The sequence below is a fragment of the Streptomyces sp. NPDC048411 genome, assembly GCF_040704695.1.
Classification (GTDB): Bacteria; Actinomycetota; Actinomycetes; order Streptomycetales; family Streptomycetaceae; genus Streptomyces.
Window position 1 is genome coordinate 1 of the sequence record NZ_JBEZKL010000143.1, and the last position, 18,377, is coordinate 18,377.

The window sequence follows — 18,377 nt, forward strand, 5'->3', positions numbered from 1 at the left end:
GAAGACGGAGACGAGCAGGGCGAGGAAGCCGAGCACACCCGCGACGCCGGCCTTGATCAGAACGCTGTATCCGGCGGGCTTGCCGCGGTCCTGGAAGCGGTTGTTCATCTCGGTAGAGTCGTTGGCCAGCCGGTCCAGGACTGGCGGAGCCACTTCCTGCCAGCGTTCGGAGTCGACCGCGCGGGGGTTGTCGGTGGGGCCCGTGGCGACAATCTTGTTCTCCGCGGTGCGCAGCGGCTCGCTCTCCGGGCTCGCCCAGTACTGCTCCACCCGCCGCCGCTCCTCCACCGGGAGTGCCTCGCTGTTGATTTCGACGAGCAGCTTGCGGTTCGCGACGAGGTCGGAAATCTGTCGGAGTTCAGGGGCGTCGAGCCGGCCGGCGACGAGTGCCGAGGCGACCAGTGCGTCCTCCCGGGACAGCAGTTCGCGGGCCCGTGAGATGCCCACCAGGGCGCGTAGCTGCTTGTCCAGCAACACGTCTTCCATGGTGTGGAGACCGGTCAGGAAGCGGTAGCAGGGGTCGATGAGACCGTTGTAGAAATCCAGTGCCTGATTACGGTCGATGGTGCGCTTCTCGACCGAGTCGCGGAGCGCGCCGAGGCCTTCGACGGCGCTGAGGATCGAATTGAGCTGCGCTTCGGCGTCGGTGCTCAGGGCGTCGCGAATACTCTTCTGCTGTGCGCTCTTCTTGACGTCCGCCACGACGCGGTCGGTGGCGGCACGCCGGCGGCGCAGCAGGGGAAGGGCGTCGGAGGCGCGGGGGTCCGCGAGGAAGACGAGAGTCTGCCGACGCTCGTTCTGGACCACCCGGACGGCGTCCTCCAGCGGGTGGCCAACCTTCTCCACGATCGTGCTCGCACCCATCAGCTGGTTGGCCTCACGGCCGGTCAGGTAGGTGGCGAAGCCCCAGAGGGCAGTGAGGGAGACAAGCGGCACCAGCAGCAACGCCACGATCTTCCTGCGGATGGACTTTCCGCGAAAGCGCATGGCCTCCCCCAGCTCAGCCCCTCGTGCGGGGGCGGTGTATCCGTCAATAAACGGCGCGAGCCTACTACTGCCTCACAGACAACTCGAAGGCATGTCCGGACGATTTTCAGCCGGACTGGCAGGCGCTGGGCGCGAGTTGTCTTGGTATTCCGGGAGATGAAGTTCACGAAAGCGGCAGAAGAGACCCGTCAGAGCGCCGCATTCCCCCACATGGCAGTTGGCTGGAAGTCTTCGGTCCGTGATAGATCAAGGGAATCTTCACGACGATTCACTCGTCCATCTGTACGGGCGTCGGGGCACGGGGTAGGGGAATGACGGAGAGGGCGCACGGCAGGGCGATCCGGTCCGTCTGCGTAGAAACGGCGCATGCCGGGCAACAACCCTGAAATCGGACAGTGGTGGGGAGTGGAAAGCCCTTGGACACGGAAGAGCGTCGGAGCACCTGGGCGCCGGCGGCGGGCGGGACGCGGATCCCGCGGCAGCCGCTGTGGGTGGAGGAACCTGCGGCACGGCGACGTATGCCGGATCCGGTGCGTACGTCGGCCGTGCGCGCCGTGCTCATCATGTCGCTGACGATCATCCAGGCCATGGTGGCGTTCCTGGCCACACTGACGGGCTCGTGGCTGGCCTTCCCGATGGTGCTGAGCAGCGTGGGCAGCACGGTGGTCGCCACCTGGTCGGTGCTGGACGTGTGGGTGACCCGCCAGGTCTGGAATCAGCGCCGTGGCGTGGTGTCCATGCCCAGCAGCTCGGCACGGCAGCTGCGCCGGGAGCGGCGTGCGGCCCGTCGGGCGGCGAGGGCCGCGGACCGGGAGGCAGCTCGGATACGCCGCCGGGGCACGCGCAGCCTGTCGCGGGCTTGACCTCGCGTGCCCCGGCGGGACGTCGAAGTCGCGCTAGGGCGTTCCGGCACGCCGGGGCGGCTCGGGGGCCCGGGGTGCGTCGAGGGCTCCGGCTGCCTCTGATGCGTCGGGCGTCGCCCCTGTGCGCTTGAACATGCGGGTCGCGGTGATCTCTCCGTGCACCGTCTCGCCGTTCGGATCCTGCTGCGGCAGGCCGGGGCGCAGGTGCTCCTCCACACTGATGTACTTCAGGCCCGCCCTCAGGTCCGCATCGTTGCGCAACCGGATGACCAGCGGGAATTCGGCGAGCGCCGTGGTGTCGAACAGACCCGTGGTGTAGAGCAGTTGTACGCCGAGGGCGTCCGACACCGCGCGCTGCAGCTCCAGCAGATACGTGGCATTGGCGCGGCCGATGGGATTGTCGAGGAAGAGCGTGCCCGCGTGGCGGTGCTGGTGCCGGTCGCGGCCCCGGTCGTTGCTGCGCAGGGCGGCCATCGTGCAGTACAGGGCGATGGCGGCGGTCAGCAACTGGCCGCCGGAGAAGACGTCGCCCATCTGTCCGACCGGGACGCGTTCCGCTCGGAGCACCGCGTCCGGCTTGAGGATCTCCACGGCGATGCCCTTGGGCTCCAGGGCCGCCTGTACGCCGCGCAGCAGGAGGGACATGCCGTCCCGCCGCAGGTCGGAGTTCTTCTTGAGGGCGGCGCGAGTGGCCTCGTCGACGACGTCGCCGAGCCGCTCGGTGAGCGTTGCCTGGTCGGGCTCCTCGAAGCGGATTCGGAGGAACTCCTGGCCGGACCACTCCCCCAGGCCCTCGGGGAGCTGGGAAAGCCGCTGGGCGGAACGGAGGGTGGTGAGTGCGGACTCCACGAGTCCGCGGAGCCGGTCGACGATGGAGTCGCGGTTGCGCTCCAGCTGGGCCAGCTCGTCGGTGAGGACGCGGAGCCGGGGCGCGAAGGCGGCGGCCCACTTCTCGGCGTGCTCCGGCAGTGCCGCGGCCGGGAGTTCGCGGATCTGCTGCCGGGCAGGGGTGCGGACCTGCTCGTAGCGGGTGGAGTTGGCGTGCCGTACGAGGACGTCACTCGCTTCGCGTACGGCGCTTTCGGCGGCGGAGAGGTCGGTGGTGCAGCCGCGCAGCGAGCGACGGGCCTCGGCCGCGGACTGCCGTGCCTCGTCGAGGCTGCCGGGGTACGGCTCGGGGGCCTCCGGGTCGTCGTCGGCGCCGTGGTCCCTGAGAAGGTCGCGCAGCAGGGCGGCGGTCTCGTCGAAGCCTCCGGCGGATGCCTCGGCGGTGCGGTGGGCGTGGAGCAGTTCGGCGTGGGCGGCGCGGGCGGTGTCCAGGGCGCCGGTGGCGGTGCCGAGTTCGGCCGTGGCGGTACGCAGGAGAGTCTGGGCCTGCTCGGCGTCGGCGGGGACCAGCTCGTCGGGGAGCTCGGTGTGGTGGGTCTCGCCGTCGACCGGGGCGAGACGCTCGGCCTCGCCGCGCAGCCGGCCGAGCTGCTCGCTCGCGGCGGAGGCACGGGTCTCCAGGAGCTGGACCAGGGATTCGGCGCGGGCGGCGGCCGCCTGGCGCGACGGACCGTCGGCTCCGTCGGTGCCTTCGAGGAGCTGGGCGGCGCGGGTGCGGACCTTGTTGGTGAGCCGGTCCAGTTCGGCGAGGGCGGCGCTCTCGTCGCTCTCGGCGCGGGCCTGTTCTGCGCGCAGGTCGGCGCCGACACCCACCTTCTCGTACAGCTGGGATGCGGCCCGGTAGGCCTCGCGCAGAGCGGGGAGGGCGGGGCGCGGGGAATCGCCGTCGGGCTCAGGGAGGTTCTCAGGGGCGCCTGCGATCTCCGCACGTTCGGCGCGCAGGGCTCGGGCGGTACGGCGGGCGTCGTCGGCCGCGCGCTGGGCGGCCCTGCGGTCCTCGTCGGCGGCGCGGGCCCGCTCCAGGCAGACGGTGGCGCGGGCCTCGGACTCGGCCGCCTCCTCGACGAGCTCGCGCAGTCGTGCCTGCCAGCGCGAGCGTTCGCGGAGCCGGTGGGCCAGGCCCGCGAGGGCGTCGGCGACGCGGCGGGCACGCTGGGCGGCCTCCTGGCGCTCGTCGCGGACGCGGGCGGTGTCCGCGGCGGCTTCGTCGGCCTCGGCGCGCGCCGAACGGGCCTCGGCGAGCACGGCCTGGGCCGTCTCGGCAGCCGTACGGGCGGTACGGGCGGCCTCGGCGAGCTCGGCGAGCATGCCGGGCGGGCAGTCGGCGCGCCAGGAGCCGATCCGGGCGGCGAGGGACCGGTCTCCCGCGAGGCGGGCCGCGAGCGTGCGGATGTCCTCGTCGCGGTCGGCGGCCCGGCTCCGCAGCGCCTGGCGTTCCTCGTCGGCGGCGTGCTCGTCGTGCATCGCAGGGTTCGGCGGGACGAGGAACACCCCGTCGGTGCTCCGGGCGGAGCCGGTGCCGGGGGCGGGTACGGGGGCGAGCAGCGCGGCGGTCGTGCCGACGGCAACGGCGGAGCGCGGCAGCAGGGCGGCGCCGCCCAGGACTTCGCGGGCGCGGGCGTGCGAGTCGGCGTCGGTGATGATCACGCCGTCGACGAGCTCGGGGCGGGCGGCGAGCACCGCCGCGTGGTCGGCGGGGTCGACGGCCTGAGCGAGGTAGCGCCAGCCCGGCAGGGCCGGGATGCCGTGCTCACCGAGGTATTCGACGGTGGCGAGCACGTCGGGTCCGGGCGGCAGCAGTCCGCCGTCGCCGAGTGCGCCGAGGATACGGGAGTCGTCGGCCGCCGCGGTGCGCAGTTCGAAGAGGCGGCGTTCGGCGGCGGCGATGCCCTCGTCGAGCAGCTCCCTCAGCTCGTCGGCGCTCCGGTCGAACTCCTCTGCGGTGAGCGGCTGTTCGGCGGTCAGGGAGTGCTCGCCCGTGGCGGTGCGGCCGGTGGCGAGCGCCTGGCCGGCGACAGCCTGCCGGTCGGATCCGGCCACGGCGGTGCCGGAGCCCGTACCTGCTCCTGCCCCGTCCTCGCGCCCGTCCTGGGGCGCCGCGCCGTGCGGTGCCGAGGCGCCTGACGCGGTGCCCGGTGCGTCACCGGTGGCTCCGCGACGGGGCCGGGGCACACCAGCGCCGTGCGCCGAGGGGAGGCCCAGCAGGTCGGCGAGGCGGTGGTCGGCGGCGATCGACTCGGCGGCCCTGAACTCGGCCTCGTACGACTGTTCCGCCGCCTGCGCACCGTCCGCGGCGCGCGCTGCGGCGAGCTCGGCGCGGCTCTCGGCGGCCGCCGTTTCCCTGGCCCGGTCGGCCGCGGCTCCGGCCTCTTCCCGTGCGGCGTTCCAGACGGCGACGGCGGACTGTTCGGCGTCGCTCGCGGCGAGAGCGGCCCGCGCCGGATCGGCGTCCGGCGCGGTGTTGTCGAGCCAGCCCGCCCGTACCGCCTCGACGGTCTCCTGCTCGACCTCGGCGAGGCGCTGGCGCAGATGTCCGGCCTCGCTGCGGGCGCGCTGGGCCTCGGTGGCGGCGGTGGTGGCATCCCGGTGGGCGGTCTCGCCCGAGGCCTGGAGGGTGTCGGAGCGCTCCTCCTCCTCGTTGGCCAGCTGCTCGCCGGCTTCCGCGGCGGTGTGCAGGGCGCGTACGAGGTCGGCGGCAGCGGTGGCGCGGGCGGCGAGCGCGGGCGCGGCGTCGCGTTCGGCCTCGCGGATGGCGACGGCGACGCGCGCGGACCGGTCGGCGGCGGCGCGGTGGCGCAGCACTGCTTCGGCGGCCTGCCAGGCGGAGTGCAGGGTGCGGGCGTCGACCAGTTCGCGACGCTGGGCGGCCGCGCCCTTCTCGGCTGCGGCCAGGGCCAGGGAGGCGTGCCGGTAGGCCAGTTCGGCGGCGATGAGAGCGTTGCGGCTGCGCGCCTCCTCGGCGGCGGTGACGGTGTGGGCGGCGCCCGTCACCTGCTGGGCGAGGTCGGCGGTGCGGCCGCGCTCCTGGGCGGCCCGGGCGGAGAGCCTGCGGGCGAGAGTGCGGGTGCGGTGTTCGGCGCCCGCGTGGATGTCGCGGGTACGGGAGCGGGTGCCGGTGGCCTCGACGATCCGGCCGAGCAGGTCGACGGAGCCTGCGGTGAAGTCGCGTTCCGCGGTGAGTTCGGCCCGGCGGCCCAGCTTGTTGCCGAAGCCGCTGACCAGGTCGGCGAGACCGTCCGTGTCGCGGGTGTCCGTGACGGCACGGAGCAGCAGGTCGGTGAAGTCGGAGTCCTTCTTGACCGCGAAGAGCCCGGCCGCCTCACCCTCGTCGGCGTTCATCTCGCGCTGGTAGCGGAAGAGTTCGGGGTCGAGGCCCAGGTCGCCGAGGTGTTCGTTCCACCGGTCGTGGATCTCTTCCCAGTGCACATCGAGGTGCTGGTAGAACTTGCCCGCATCCGTGAGGGCGTCCCGGAAGCCCTTCATGGTGCGGCGCCTGCCCTGGGCGCCGGAGGCGCCTTCGACGGGGCGGCCGACGGCGGTGGCCTCGGCGACCGGCAGCGAGTCGAGGCTGAGACCGGGTCCGGGGCGGAAGGAGTACCAGGCCTCCGCGAACTTCCGCGGGTCGTTGGAGACCTGCCGTCCGCGCCATTCGCTGACCTTGCCTACGACGACGCACTCGCCCGTGAGGGTGTGCTGCCACTCCAGGGCGACATGACCGCAGTCGTCGGCGAGCAGGAACTTGCGCAGTACGCCGGAGCTGGCGCCGCCGAGGGTGTTGCGGTGGCCGGGCAGCATCACGGAGAAGATCAGCTTCAGCAGGACGGACTTGCCGCCGCCGTTCTCCAGGAAGAGCACACCGGCGGGTGCCGGGCGGCGCGGCGGGCCGACCGGCTCCTCCTCGAAGAACTCCGCCTGGGCCGGCGCGGGGTTGGGCACGGGTTCGCCCACTCCGCGCAGGTCAAGCACGGTGTCGGCGTAGCGCGCACCGGCAGGCCCGATGGAGTAGAGGCGGACCCGGGACAGCTCGTACATGGCGGCGGACTCTCGTCGTTCGGAAAGCAGGAGTGGGGCGGCGGTGGGGGTGCTCAGGCGTGGAAGGGCAGACCGGCGTCGGCCGCCAGCTCCAGGTCGTCGCCGTCGGGCGGCGGCAGCAGTGTCGCCGTTCCGTCGGTGATGGGTACGACGCCGAGTTCCAGGAGTTCGGCCATGGCGGCGGTACCCGCCATGTCGCGTACCTGCAGCTGGTAGCGGGCGGTGGTACGGAAGGCTCCTCCGGCGTCGTCCCCGGTGCGCTGGAGGAAGCCGGAGTCGGTGAGGAAGGCGACGGCCTTGCCGACGATGCCGGTGGTGGATCCGGCCAGCCGCCGGGCGTCCTTCGTCGCGCCGGTGGCGCTGCGCCGGGCATAGATCCGCCAGGCGGCTTCCAGCCCCGGGGCGTCGGTGGCCGGGTCGGTGTTGTCGCCGTGTTCCTCGGCCCGCTCCTCCAGGCGGTGGCAGGCCTGGCGTACGAACGCGTCGATGCCGTTGACCGTGACCCGGCCGATGTACGCGTCGTCGGCGAGGTCCTCGGGGCGCGGGAAGGCCATGGCGGCGACGGCGAGATGAGCCAGCCCGTGCAGGAAGCGGTCGGCCGAGTCGGAGGAGGCGCGGCGGGCGTAGTCGCCCATGCGGACGGCGAAGACGGAGTCCTCGCCCGCCGTCACGGCCATGCCGGCCCGGGTGGAGACCTCCAGGACGACGAGACCGAGTCCGGTGGCCACGGCATCGGCGAGCCGGGCGAAGGGGGTCTCCTCCCGGTAGCGCCGGAGGAGCTCGGCGTATTCGGCGTCGCGGGCGGGCAGCAGCTTGGGCTGCAGCCCGAAGGCGACGAGCCGGGCGGCGTCGGCCGCGTCGGCAGGGGTGACTGCGGTGGGTACCGCAGGCTCGTGGGCGGCGTCGCCCTCGGTCGCGTACCCGACGGTCGGCTCGCTCCACGCGTCGGTGTGCTCTGCGCGGTAGTCGCTCACGACGGTCGCTCCTCGGTGCGGGATCTCGGTGGTACGGGGTGGGCGGCGCCGGCTCTCATGGCGTCCGTACGGAAGGGTGCGGGCAAAGCCACGCATCCGGACGTGGCGGCCCGGGGCCGGCGGTGATCAGGGTTCCGCGGGGTCCGGCGCCCCTGCCCGCTCATGAGGCCTCCGAGCGGTCCGCGGCCATGCCCGCCGCGTCCAGCAGGGCCATGCCCACGATCAGGTCCGCCCCGCCGAACTCCGGGTCGTCCAGCCGGGTCCCGTCGTCGACGGCGAACAGCAGGCGCCGCTCACCCTGCCGGTAGGCGGTGCCGACCGGTGGGGACGCGGCGTGAACCGCGAGCAGGGCGACCAGATAGGGCAGGTCCGGATCGCTCCGCCGGGCCTCGGCGAGGAGCCCGGAGAGCCGGCGCGGTGCGTCGTGCTCCAGATCGAGGAGGTTCATGGCGCTCGCCAGCTGCTCCTCGCTGAACCTGCTGTCGTCCGGGGTGGCGATCAGATCCGGCTCGGGCATCTCGGCACCCAGATGCTCCCGCTCCAGGGGCGGGGTGAGCAGCATGTCGACCAGGTCACCCACCCGTACCGAGGTGGGTGTGCGCAGCCCCGCGCCGTGGGCGAAGAACGCGTCGGTGACGCGGATGGCCTCTTCGACGGGGAGCGGCAGCAGCGGGGCGACCAACTGGCCGTACAGGTCGAGGCCGGTCCTGGCCGTGGGGGTGGCGAACGCCTGCCGGTCCTGCTCGGCACGGAACAGCGGTCCTGCCTCCAACAGGCGGGACTGCAGCTGGGTGTGGCGGCGGATGCAGTCCTTGACTATGTCGACGAGCTCAGCGGCGCGGCGCTTGTGCTCGGGGTCCTCCGCCTCGTCCCGGGCCTTGCGGATGTTGGTGAGGATCGCGTTCTCGTGGCGGTAGCGGTCGGCCACGTGGTCCAGCGCCTCGGCGATCATGTCGGGCACGGCGTTGAGCCAGTCGACGGCCCTGACGTTGCGCCGGGTCGCCTCCAGCGTCCTGCGGAGCGTCTCCGCGTACTGGACGGTGCGGTAGCGGGCCTGTTCGGCGGCGAGCTGCGCATCGGCGAGGCGGCCCCGGCTGATCAGGACCTCCAGTTTCACCTCGGCGGCGATCTGGGCGCTGGTGACGTCCGTGTCGAGGGCGCCGACCAGGACGTTGACCGCTTCGTCGGTGGCCCTCAGATAGACGCTGCCGCCGTAACCGGGTACCTCTTCGATCAGCTTGAAATCGTAGTCCCTGCGGACATAGACCCCGTCCGGGCCGAACGTGCCGTACACCGCGCGGAAGCCGCGGTCCACGCTTCCGACGTTGATCAGGTTGTCGAGCACCCAGCGGGCGACTCGCTCGTGCTCCGCGGTGGGACGATGCGGCGCCTGGGCGGCGACACGCGGGAGCAGTTTGGCCACTATCTGCTCGTGGTCGGCGCCCGTGTCGAAGTCCATGTGCAGCGTGACCTGGTCGATCGCGGCGAGGGCGACCTCCGCCATCGCGTAGACCGTGTACGCACCGGCCAGATTCGCCTTGCGCACGTCGAGGTCGTGCAGCGGCGCCGTACAGGCGAGCGCGCGCAGCCGCCGGGAGAGCCCCTCGTCGGCGGCCGGGCCCGGGGCGGGCCGCGGCCCCGCGCTGAGCTGGGGCGCAGCGTTGTCCGTGTAGGCAGGCGAAGTCACGCTGCACAGATTAGGTCCTCACACCGACAACGGTCGAAACGGCGCAGAAGCGACCGGTTGCGGCACTCCGTATCCTCCGCCGCCGGGTGTGCGCAGGACCAGCACATCGCCGGGCGCCAGTTCGGCCGTGTCGCATCCCTCCAGCGAGGTGACCGTGTTCTTCCCTTCGGCTCGCTCGATGTGCTGGCTGCCCAGCGCGCCCGGTTCGCCGCCCGCCATGCCGTACGGAGGGACGCGGCGATGTCCGGCGAGCAGCGCCACCGTGACGGGTTCGAGGAACTGGAGTCTGCGCTCGACCCCGCAGCCGCCGTGCCACCGGCCCGCTCCCCCGCTGCCGTCCCGTACCCGGAAGCTCTCGACCAGGACCGGGTAGCGCCATTCGAGCACTTCGGGATCGGTGAGCCGGGAATTGGTCATATGGGTCTGCACGGCGTCGGTGCCGTCGAAGCCGTCGCCGGCGCCCGAGCCGCTGGCCACCGTCTCGTAGTACTGGACGCGGTCGTTGCCGAAGGTCAGGTTGTTCATGGTGCCGGAGCCCTCGGCCTGGATGCCGAGCGCCCCGTACAGCGCGCCCGTGACGGCCTGGGAGGTCTCCACATTGCCCGCGACGGTGGCCGCGGGATGGACGGGCGCCAGCATCGAACCCGCCGGGACTCTGACCTCCAGGGGTTTGAGGCAGCCGCTGTTGAGCGGGATGTCGTCGGCGACCAGGGTCCGGAAGACGTACAGAACCGCGGCCATGACGACGGACTTCGGGGCGTTGAAGTTCCCGGGCTGCTGCGGCGAGGTGCCGGTGAAATCGACGATCGCGCTGCGGGCGGTACGGTCCACGGTCAGCGCGACCTCGATCACGGCGCCGTTGTCGGTCTCGTAGCGGTACGAACCGTCGTGCAGCCCGGCGATGATCCGGCGTACGGACTCCTCGGCGTTGTCCTGCACGTGGCCCATGTACGCGTCGACGGCCTCGGCGCCGAACTGGTCCACCGTGCGGCGCAGTTCCGCGATGCCCTTCTCGTTGGCGGCGATCTGGGCCCGCAGATCGGCGAGATTGGCGTCGGGGTCACGGGACGGGTACGCGGCGGTGGTGAGCAGCTCGCGGGTCTCGGCCTCGCGGAACCTTCCGTCCCTCACCAGCAGCCAGTTGTCGAACAGCACCCCCTCCTCGTCGATGGTGCGGCTGAAGGCGGGCATGGAGCCGGGGGTGATGCCGCCGATCTCGGCGTGGTGGCCACGTGACGCCACCAGGAATCTCAGCCTGTTCTCGCCGCGTTCGTCGAACACCGGGGTCACCACCGTCACATCGGGCAGATGTGTGCCCCCGTGGTACGGGTCGTTGATGGCGTACACATCTCCGGGGCGCATCGTGGAGCCGTTGCGCCGGAGCACTTCCTTGATGGACTCCCCCATCGAGCCGAGGTGCACCGGGATGTGCGGGGCGTTGGCGATCAGGTTGCCGTCCGCGTCGAAGAGCGCGCAGGAGAAGTCGAGCCGCTCCTTGATGTTGACGGAGTGGGCGGTGTTCTCCAGGCGCACGCCCATCTGCTCGGCGATCGACATGAAGAGATTGTTGAACACCTCCAGCATGACCGGGTCCACCCGCGTGCCGACGGCGGTCCGGTCGGGGCGCGGGCGGACCCGGGTGAGCAGCAGATGGCCGGTGTCGCCGACGGTGACCTGCCAGCCGGGGTCGACGACGGTGGTGGCGTCGGCCTCGGCGATCACGGCGGGACCGGTCACGGTGTCCGACGGTTGCAGGGCCTCGCGCCGGTGGAGCGGGGTGTCCTGCCATCGGCCGTCGGCGAACATCCTTACCGTGTCGTGGGGTTGTGGCGTGCCCTCGCGAACTGTCCGGTCCACCGGGTGCGGTACGTGCCGGCCCGCCGCACCGGTCGCCTCGACCGACACCGCCTCGACGAGCAGTGGTCTGTCCATGGTGAAGCCGTAGCGGGCGCGGTGCTCGTCCGTGAACGCCCGTGTCATCGCGGGTGCGGTGTCCAGGTCGACGGGCAGGCTCGCGTCCGTGCCGGCATAGCGCAGGAGGACCCGGGCGTGGGTGCTGATGGCGCTGTCCTCGAGTCCGTCGGCGCGCAGTTCGGCGCGGGTGCGAGCAGCGAGCTCCGCGCAGAGCGCGTCGACTGCGGCCCGGGTGCCTTCGGCGTCGAGCTCCGCTTCGACCGACTGTTCGCGCATGGCGGTGGCGTCGGCGAGACCGATGCCGTAGGCGGACAGCACCCCGGCCAGCGGTGGCACGAGGACGGTGTCGACGCCGAGTGCGTCGGCGACGGCGCAGGCGTGCTGACCGCCGGCGCCGCCGAAGCAGGTGAGGGCGTAGCGAGTGATGTCGCGGCCGCGCTCCACGGAGATCTTCTTGACCGCGTTCGCCATGTTGAGCACGGCGATCTCCAGGAATCCGGCCGCGGCCTCGGCTGCGGTACGCCGCGTGCCGGTGGCCTGTGCCACCTCGCCTGCGAGTGCCCCGAACCGCTCGCGCACGACGTCGGCGTCGAGCGGCAGATTTCCCTCAGGCCCGAAGACTGCCGGGAAGTGCGCGGGCTGGACCCGGCCGAGCATCACATTGGCGTCGGTGACGGTGAGCGGCCCGCCCCTGCGGTAGCAGGCCGGGCCGGGGTCCGCGCCCGCGGAGTCGGGTCCGACCCGGTAGCGCCGGCCGTCGAAGTGCAGGACGGAGCCGCCGCCTGCCGCCACGGTATGGATGTTCATCATCGGGGCGCGCATCCGCACCCCGGCCACCTGGGTGCCGAGCTCGCGCTCGAACTCGCCCGCGTAGTGCGAGACATCGGTGGAGGTGCCGCCCATGTCGAAGCCGATGACCCGGTCGAATCCGGCCTGTCCGGACGTACGGGCCATGCCGACGACCCCACCGGCGGGGCCGGACAGCACCGCGTCCTTGCCACGGAAGTGCGCGGCTTCCCGCAGTCCGCCGTTGGACTGCATGAACATCAGCCGGACGGACTCCAGTTCGCCCGCGACCTCCTCGACGTACCGGCGCAGGATCGGCGAGAGGTACGCGTCGACGACGGTGGTGTCGCCGCGCGGTACCAGCTTGATCAGCGGGCTGACCTCGTGCGAGCAGCTGACCTGGGTGAAACCTGCCTCACGGGCCGCGGCGGCGACGGCGGTCTCGTGGGCGGGGTGTCGGTAGCCGTGCATCAGGACGACCGCCGCGCTGCGGAAGCCGTCCGTCCTCGCGGCTCTCAACTGCGCTGCCGTCGCAGACAGATCGAGGGGGGTGAGGGTCCGGCCGTGCGCATCGATCCGCTCCGGGACCTCGATCACCCGGTCGTACACGGCCTCCGGCAGCAGGATGCGGCGGTCGAAGAGGCGCGGGCGGTTCTGGTACGCGATGCGCAGGGCGTCCCGGAACCCTTCGGTGGTGACCAGGACGGTCGGCTCCCCACGCCGTTGGAGCAGGGCGTTGGTGGCGACGGTCGTGCCCATCTTCACGCTGCCGACCCGGTCGGCGGGGACCGGGTCGGCGGGGCCGAGACCGAGCATGAGGCGGATCCCGGCGACGGCGGCGTCGCGGTAGCGGTCCGGGTCGTGCGAGAGGAGCTTGCGGGTGACCAGGTGCCCGTCGGGGTCACGGCCCACCACGTCGGTGAACGTGCCGCCACGGTCGATCCAGAACTCCCAGCGTCCCGTCATCCCTCCATACTGACGCGCGGCGCGGACAACCAGTGCCGTGACCGGAAATGTTTGCCCCGACGGGGCAAAGCTTGCCGGGAGGGAAACTAGGACGCGACGTGCCGCCGCTGGGGCGTGACGGCGGCAAGCGCGCCCTGCAACGCCTGGTCGGCCCGCCGGTCCAGCTGCCCGCTCGTGCCGCCCAGGAACTCGACCGGCAGCCGCTCCGCCCGTACCCGGCTCTCCAGCCCCGCGCGCAGCGGCCCGTCGCCCGCGACGAGCAGCGTCGCAGGCACGCCCAGACCGTTCAGGACGGCGAGGGCGTCCAGGGCACGGCCGGAACGTTTCTCCACCGAGAGGCGGGAGCACAGCAGAAGCAGCACGGACCGGCCGTCCGCATGGCGGGCGCGCAGGACCGTGCTGCGGCGGCCGGGGGAGCAGCGCCGCAGGTCCCCCGGACGGCGGCAGCCATGCCACGGACGCCGAGCACGAACGGTCCGGCGAGATGGACGAGTTCGGCCCGGTGGGCGATGAGGGCCGCGGTCAGCCGACGGCTGGGAAGCGCCACCCGGACCTGGGAGTAGCCGGGCAGCGGCAGGGACGGGACGCGCACCACGGGGCAGGGCGCGGCCGACGCGAAGACGTCGGTGCCGCCCGAGGTGCCGGGGCACGGGGGTGAGGAGGAGCGGGACGTGGTCGTCGCGCCGGCGGGGGCCGGGGCGATGACGAGCGGTTCGTGGCCGCGCGCGGCGAGATGCCGCGCGGTCTGCAGGGTGCAGTGGGCCACGCCGTTGACATCGGGCGGGAAGGATTCGGTGACGATGACGACACGCATACCCGTGTTGTCGTCGCGCCGGACGTGACTGGGCCGACTTGGATCTTTCCCCCCGGGGAACGTCCCATGAGCGTTGGACGCTCGCGGGCGGGTACGCCGCGCTCCCCCGAAGCGCTGCGTCCTGCTGTGCGTGGAGCGCGTCAGACAGCGGGGGCGTCGGGCCCGATCCTGCTGCGTACCGCGGTCTGCACCTCGGCCTCCTCGGCCGGGTCGGCGGCCAGTCGGCGCAGCCGTTCGGCGACCCTGATGTCGCCGGTCTCCGCATGGAGTGCGGCGACCTCGCGGGTGGACTCCTCGCAGTCCCACAGGCATTCGACGGCGAAGCCGGTGGCGAAGGAGGGGTCGGTGGCGGCGAGCGCGCGGGCCGCCCGGCCGCGCAGATGGGAGGAGGACGTCTCCCGGTAGACATGGCGCAGGACGGGTGCGGCGCAGGCGATGCCCAGCCGGCCCGTGCCGTCGACCAGGGTCCACAGGCGCGGTGCGTCCGGTCCTTCACCGCGTACGGCGTCGCGCAGGGCGTCGAGGACGAAGGAGGCGTCCTGTGCTCCGCCCCGGCAGGCGAGCACACCGGCGGCAGAGGCGCCGAGCGCGTCGGGCCGCCGGGCCCAGCGCCGGGCCCGGTCCACCGCCGCGTCGCCGCACATCCGCTCGAAAGCGGCGACGGCCGCGTCGGCGACGGTGCTCGACGGGCTGACCGCCGCGGCCTCGATCAGGTCGAGGACAGCGGGGTCCCTGACCTCGGAGAGGTAGTGCAGGGCCGCGCAGCGGGCGCCGTCCGGGCCGCTGCGGGCGGTCTCGACGATCAACGACCGGTCCTCGGTACCGGCGACGGCGGTGAGGCAGCGGGCGGCCGGTACGTGCAGGACACTGCCGCGGTCCAGTCCCTGCTGGGCCCAGTCGAACACGGCCTGGACACTCCACCCGGGGCGTGGGCCGCCGGGCCGCATCTGCCGCTGCCAGCGGTCGAACGAGCCCTGTTCGGAGGCGGCCCTGACCCGGGCGCCGACCGCTTCACGCGGGTCTTCGGCCCACAGCCGCCAGGGCCGGGGCTCGAAGGCGTCCCGTACGGCGGCCGCGAGTTCGGCGGCGCCCTCCTCGGTGACGGGGAACCGGCCGAGGACGGGCACGGCGAGGGAACGGAGCCCGGCGTCGTCGTCACGCAGGGCCAGCTCGTCGAGGGCCCACGCCCAGTTGGCGCCCGTCGCCGCGTACCGCCGCAGCAGGGCCAGGGCGTCGCCGCGTCCGTACGCGGCGAGGTGGCCGAGAACCGCGAGGGCCAGGCCGGTCCGCGAGTCGTCGGTGTCGATGTGGTCGTCGGGATCACAGAGATGCCGCTCGATCTCCTCGATACCGCCGTCGAGGTCGAGATACAGGCGTGCGTAGTAGAGGGAGCGGTTCTCGACCTGCCAGTCGTGACGCGGGTCGCTCAGGACACAGTGGTTGAGCGCCGCGAGGGCCTCGGGGCGCGGTGCGGCAAGCGCGTGGAGCGTGCCGTCGCCGCGGCCCCTCTGCAGCAGGCCGAGCAGGGTGCCGCTCGGCGCTATGAACGGATCGAACATGGGAGAAGCCTCACATCAAGCTGTCGACGCAACCGGGACTGTGCAGTTCCAAGTGCCGGGTGGGCACTACGCCGCGCAGCAACATGATCGGCCGACCGCCGTCTTCTGCTTGCTGTAGACCATCTTCCTCTGCCTCTCGTCGGTGGCCCGAATCGGGCCCGCGACGTCATGATGACCCACCCATTTCGCCACCGCGACCACATTTACGGCGAACCCGTTCAGCGGGAGCCGAAGAGTTCCAGCAGGTCGGCCTTGCCGAACATGCGTGCGGTGTCCGTTGCGGACGGTGTACCGGCGTCCGGGTCGGCGCCCGCGGCGAGGAGCGCCTCGATCACCGCGGCCTCGCCCTTGAAGACGGCCCCGGCGAGCGGCGTCTGGCCGCGGTCGTTGGCCCGGTCCGGGTCGGCTCCCCGGCTCACGAGGGCGGCGACCGCGGGGGCGTGCCCGTGGTACGCGGCGAGCATGAGCAGCGTGTCGCCCCGGTCGTTGGTGAGGTTTGCGGGCACACCGGCGTCCACGTACGCGGCGAGCGCCTCGGTCTCCCCGCGGCGCGCCAGGTCGAAGACCTTGGTCGCCAGCTCGACGACCTCGGGGTCGGGGGCTTCGCTCATCGGACGGACCGCCTTCCATCAACGGGTTTCACTGCTGTCGGCCAGGGGCTGTCGGCCGTGGGGGCCGTACGAGTGAATCGACAGGGTACTGCTCCGCAGCGCACATGCCGCGCCCGGCCGCGGCAAAGGATCACATCGCGTGAGGCGGGAACGGTGCGCGGCACCGGAAGTTCCGTCCGCACCGCGCTCTCCTGTCGGCCAGTCCAGTGAAAAAACCGAGTTTTCACCCAATTGCAGCTTTTATCCTATAGATGCTTTTTGTGAGCCTGGAAGGACTCATGGTGACTGTCCCCCAAACAGGAGAACCACTCATGAACCTTTCCATGTCTGGCGTCGTCATCCTCGGCATCATCGTCTTCCTGTTCTTCAGGAAGGACGGTCTGAAGGGCTCGCACGCCTTCGTCACCGCCCTGTTCGGCTTCTATCTGGCAGGCACCGCCATCGCACCGAGCATCACGGCGGGCGGCGCGAGCCTGGCCAGCCTCCTGGGCGGGATCAAGTTCTGACCCGGCGCGACCGCTCCCACCCCTTCAGGAGAACCGACGTGGCCCGGCGACCCCTTCCCCGCATTCTGAGCAGCGGCAGCGCTTCGATCACTCGCAGTCGCGAGTTCGCGCGCACGGCCGCCGGCAACGCCACCGACGTCCTCCATCCGCTGATCAGGGTCGTTCGTGGTCTGCGGCTGCTGGCGGGTGCGGGACGGCAGAAGTGGGCCGCGACGCCCAAGGAGCGGCGTAATCCCATCCTGTTCCTCATCGCGGCCTGCGTACTCGTGGTGGTGCTCATCCCGTACGGGCCTCTGCTCGCCCTGGTCACGGTGATGGGCGCCGCCGCATGGAAAGGGCGGGAACGCACGCCCGCGAAGACCGGTCCCGGCAAGGCCGAGACGGCGCGCCTGCAGGCGCTGTACGAGGCGCTCGTGCCGCACTTCTCCGTCGCCGAGGATCCCAGTCCGCTGTTCGCCCACGGTGGCGACTGGGCCAAGGCGTTCAGCGGCTACGAGTTCGACGGCGACGGACGGGTCACCCGCCTCCACGTCTCGTACCCCGCGTACTTCACCGACGGCGAGACCGCCTCCCGGGCCCGGATCGAACAGCTGCTGCACGCCAAGTCGGGCCGTGGCCGCGAGTACCACTTCGCCTGGGACGAGGAGGGCAACCAGCTCGTCATGAGCGTGCTCGACGCACTGCCCACCTCGATCGCCGCACAGCGCTTCGTCACCGCGCCCGGCGAGACGGTGCTGGGGTTCACCGACAACGACGCGGTGCAGCGCACCGTGCCGGTGACCGACGGGGACACGACCCGGGACGCTCCCCCGGTCGTCTGGCGGACCGGCGCCCGCTCCACCGAGCCGCACCTGCTGATCGCCGGACAGCCCGGCAGTGGCATCACCACCCTGATGCGCTCCATCGCCGTCCAGGCGCTCCAGCACGGCGACATCCTCATCATCGAAGGCAGCGGAACCGGCGAGTACGCCTGCCTGACCGGGCGCACCGGAGTGCTGGCCATCGAGTGCGGGCTGGCCGGTGCACTGGCCAGCCTGGAGTGGGCGGCCCACGAGACGGAGCGGCGGCTGATCGCCGCCAACCGGGCCCGGCAGGCGGGTCACTCCGCGCCCGAGGACACCAGGCGCCCGCTCTGGATCCTGCTGGACCGGCCCAGCGTCCTCGGCCATCTGGCGGCCGCCGACGGCCGACCCGACCCGCAGGAGCTGCTGCAGGTGCCGCTGCGGCACGGCCGCGCGGCCAATGTCACCGTGGTGCTGGCCGACCAGTTCGACAGCCTGGACATGCTCAGCGAGACGGTACGGACCCACACCAGGGCCCGCGTCGTGCTCGGCCACAGCTCCCGCGAGCAGATCGAGACGGTGCTCGGCCTGGAGCCGCACACCACACCGACCCCGGACGTCCCGCCCGGCCGGGGGTACGTGCGGCTCGGTACCGGTCCGGTGCTGCGGCTCCAGGTTCCGGCCACACCTGATCCGTACGACGACGCGACGAGCGAGGCGCACCGCCAAGCGGTGCTCGATCTCCTGCCCACGGGGGAGACGCCGATCGAGGCGACCGTTCCGGATCCGGCGACTCCGGCGACTGCGGCGACGGCGACCCCCTTGACCCCGCAGAACGCACTGACCGCGGAGATCCCCCTGACCCCCGAGCAGATGTCGCTCAGCGAGTAGGAGCGCGGAAGGGGCGGGGGAGCGGCCTCACGCTGGTGCGGGTCCGTGATCCACTGCACGAACCGCTCGACCGCCACGTCCGCCACGTCCCCGCCCGCATCTACCTCCTCGACCGCG

The 18,377-nt window shown here is 72.3% G+C and carries 10 protein-coding genes and 2 pseudogenes; 3 read left to right on the plus strand and 9 right to left on the minus strand.

Going from position 1 to position 18,377, the window contains the following annotated elements:
• A partial coding sequence (locus tag AB0915_RS32750) for a nitrate- and nitrite sensing domain-containing protein (protein ID WP_366694524.1) occupies nucleotides 1-987 on the minus strand: 987 nt, incomplete at its 3' end.
• 470 nt (nucleotides 988-1,457) lie between these two features.
• Between AB0915_RS32750 and AB0915_RS32755 the strand changes: the two genes are divergently transcribed.
• Nucleotides 1,458-1,850, plus strand: coding sequence for a hypothetical protein (locus tag AB0915_RS32755; RefSeq protein ID WP_366694532.1), 393 nt, complete (start codon nucleotides 1,458-1,460; stop codon nucleotides 1,848-1,850).
• A gap of 33 nt (nucleotides 1,851-1,883) precedes the next feature.
• On the opposite strand, the gene AB0915_RS32760 is transcribed toward AB0915_RS32755, so the two are convergent.
• The 8 genes and pseudogenes from AB0915_RS32760 to AB0915_RS32795 form a co-directional block, all read right to left on the minus strand.
• Complete coding sequence (locus AB0915_RS32760) at nucleotides 1,884-6,770, minus strand: hypothetical protein (RefSeq protein WP_366694525.1); 4,887 nt, start codon at nucleotides 6,768-6,770, stop codon at nucleotides 1,884-1,886.
• Between the two features lie 53 nt (nucleotides 6,771-6,823).
• Nucleotides 6,824-7,744 (minus strand): hypothetical protein, encoded by a 921-nt coding sequence (locus AB0915_RS32765; protein ID WP_366694526.1) that lies wholly within the window; start codon nucleotides 7,742-7,744, stop codon nucleotides 6,824-6,826.
• 160 nt (nucleotides 7,745-7,904) lie between these two features.
• Nucleotides 7,905-9,431 carry a hypothetical protein gene (locus tag AB0915_RS32770; RefSeq protein WP_366694527.1) on the minus strand — a complete coding sequence of 509 codons (1,527 nt, stop codon included), beginning with the start codon at nucleotides 9,429-9,431 and terminating at the stop codon, nucleotides 7,905-7,907.
• A gap of 18 nt (nucleotides 9,432-9,449) precedes the next feature.
• On the minus strand, nucleotides 9,450-13,097 hold the full coding sequence (locus AB0915_RS32775; protein WP_366694528.1) for a hydantoinase B/oxoprolinase family protein: 3,648 nt from the start codon (nucleotides 13,095-13,097) through the stop codon (nucleotides 9,450-9,452).
• A gap of 179 nt (nucleotides 13,098-13,276) precedes the next feature.
• Nucleotides 13,277-13,528, minus strand: a pseudogene (locus AB0915_RS32780) (glycosyltransferase family 1 protein); the annotation flags it as partial.
• 8 nt (nucleotides 13,529-13,536) lie between these two features.
• Nucleotides 13,537-13,911, minus strand: a pseudogene (locus AB0915_RS32785) (glycosyltransferase); the annotation flags it as partial.
• Nucleotides 13,912-14,051: 140 nt separating this feature from the next.
• Nucleotides 14,052-15,470: a HEAT repeat domain-containing protein gene (locus tag AB0915_RS32790; RefSeq protein ID WP_366694529.1), complete on the minus strand. Its 1,419-nt coding sequence runs from the start codon at nucleotides 15,468-15,470 to the stop codon at nucleotides 14,052-14,054.
• Nucleotides 15,471-15,688: 218 nt separating this feature from the next.
• Nucleotides 15,689-16,081: an ankyrin repeat domain-containing protein gene (locus AB0915_RS32795; RefSeq protein ID WP_366694530.1), complete on the minus strand. Its 393-nt coding sequence runs from the start codon at nucleotides 16,079-16,081 to the stop codon at nucleotides 15,689-15,691.
• Nucleotides 16,082-16,392: 311 nt separating this feature from the next.
• On the opposite strand from AB0915_RS32795, the gene AB0915_RS32800 reads away from it, so the two are divergent.
• Together AB0915_RS32800 and AB0915_RS32805 are read left to right on the plus strand one after the other, a co-directional pair.
• Nucleotides 16,393-16,587 (plus strand): hypothetical protein, encoded by a 195-nt coding sequence (locus AB0915_RS32800; RefSeq protein ID WP_266988092.1) that lies wholly within the window; start codon nucleotides 16,393-16,395, stop codon nucleotides 16,585-16,587.
• Between the two features lie 38 nt (nucleotides 16,588-16,625).
• Nucleotides 16,626-18,260, plus strand: coding sequence for a hypothetical protein (locus AB0915_RS32805; RefSeq protein ID WP_366694531.1), 1,635 nt, complete (start codon nucleotides 16,626-16,628; stop codon nucleotides 18,258-18,260).
• The last annotated feature ends 117 nt before the right edge of the window (nucleotides 18,261-18,377 follow it).

Coding starts and splice junctions, on each gene's coding strand:
- AB0915_RS32775 (WP_366694528.1), bottom strand. CDS start 13,097: ATGACGGGACGCTGGGAGTTCTGGATCGACCGTGGCGGCACGTTCACC.
- AB0915_RS32790 (WP_366694529.1), bottom strand. CDS start 15,470: ATGTTCGATCCGTTCATAGCGCCGAGCGGCACCCTGCTCGGCCTGCTG.
- AB0915_RS32795 (WP_366694530.1), bottom strand. CDS start 16,081: ATGAGCGAAGCCCCCGACCCCGAGGTCGTCGAGCTGGCGACCAAGGTC.
- AB0915_RS32760 (WP_366694525.1), bottom strand. CDS start 6,770: ATGTACGAGCTGTCCCGGGTCCGCCTCTACTCCATCGGGCCTGCCGGT.
- AB0915_RS32800 (WP_266988092.1), top strand. CDS start 16,393: ATGAACCTTTCCATGTCTGGCGTCGTCATCCTCGGCATCATCGTCTTC.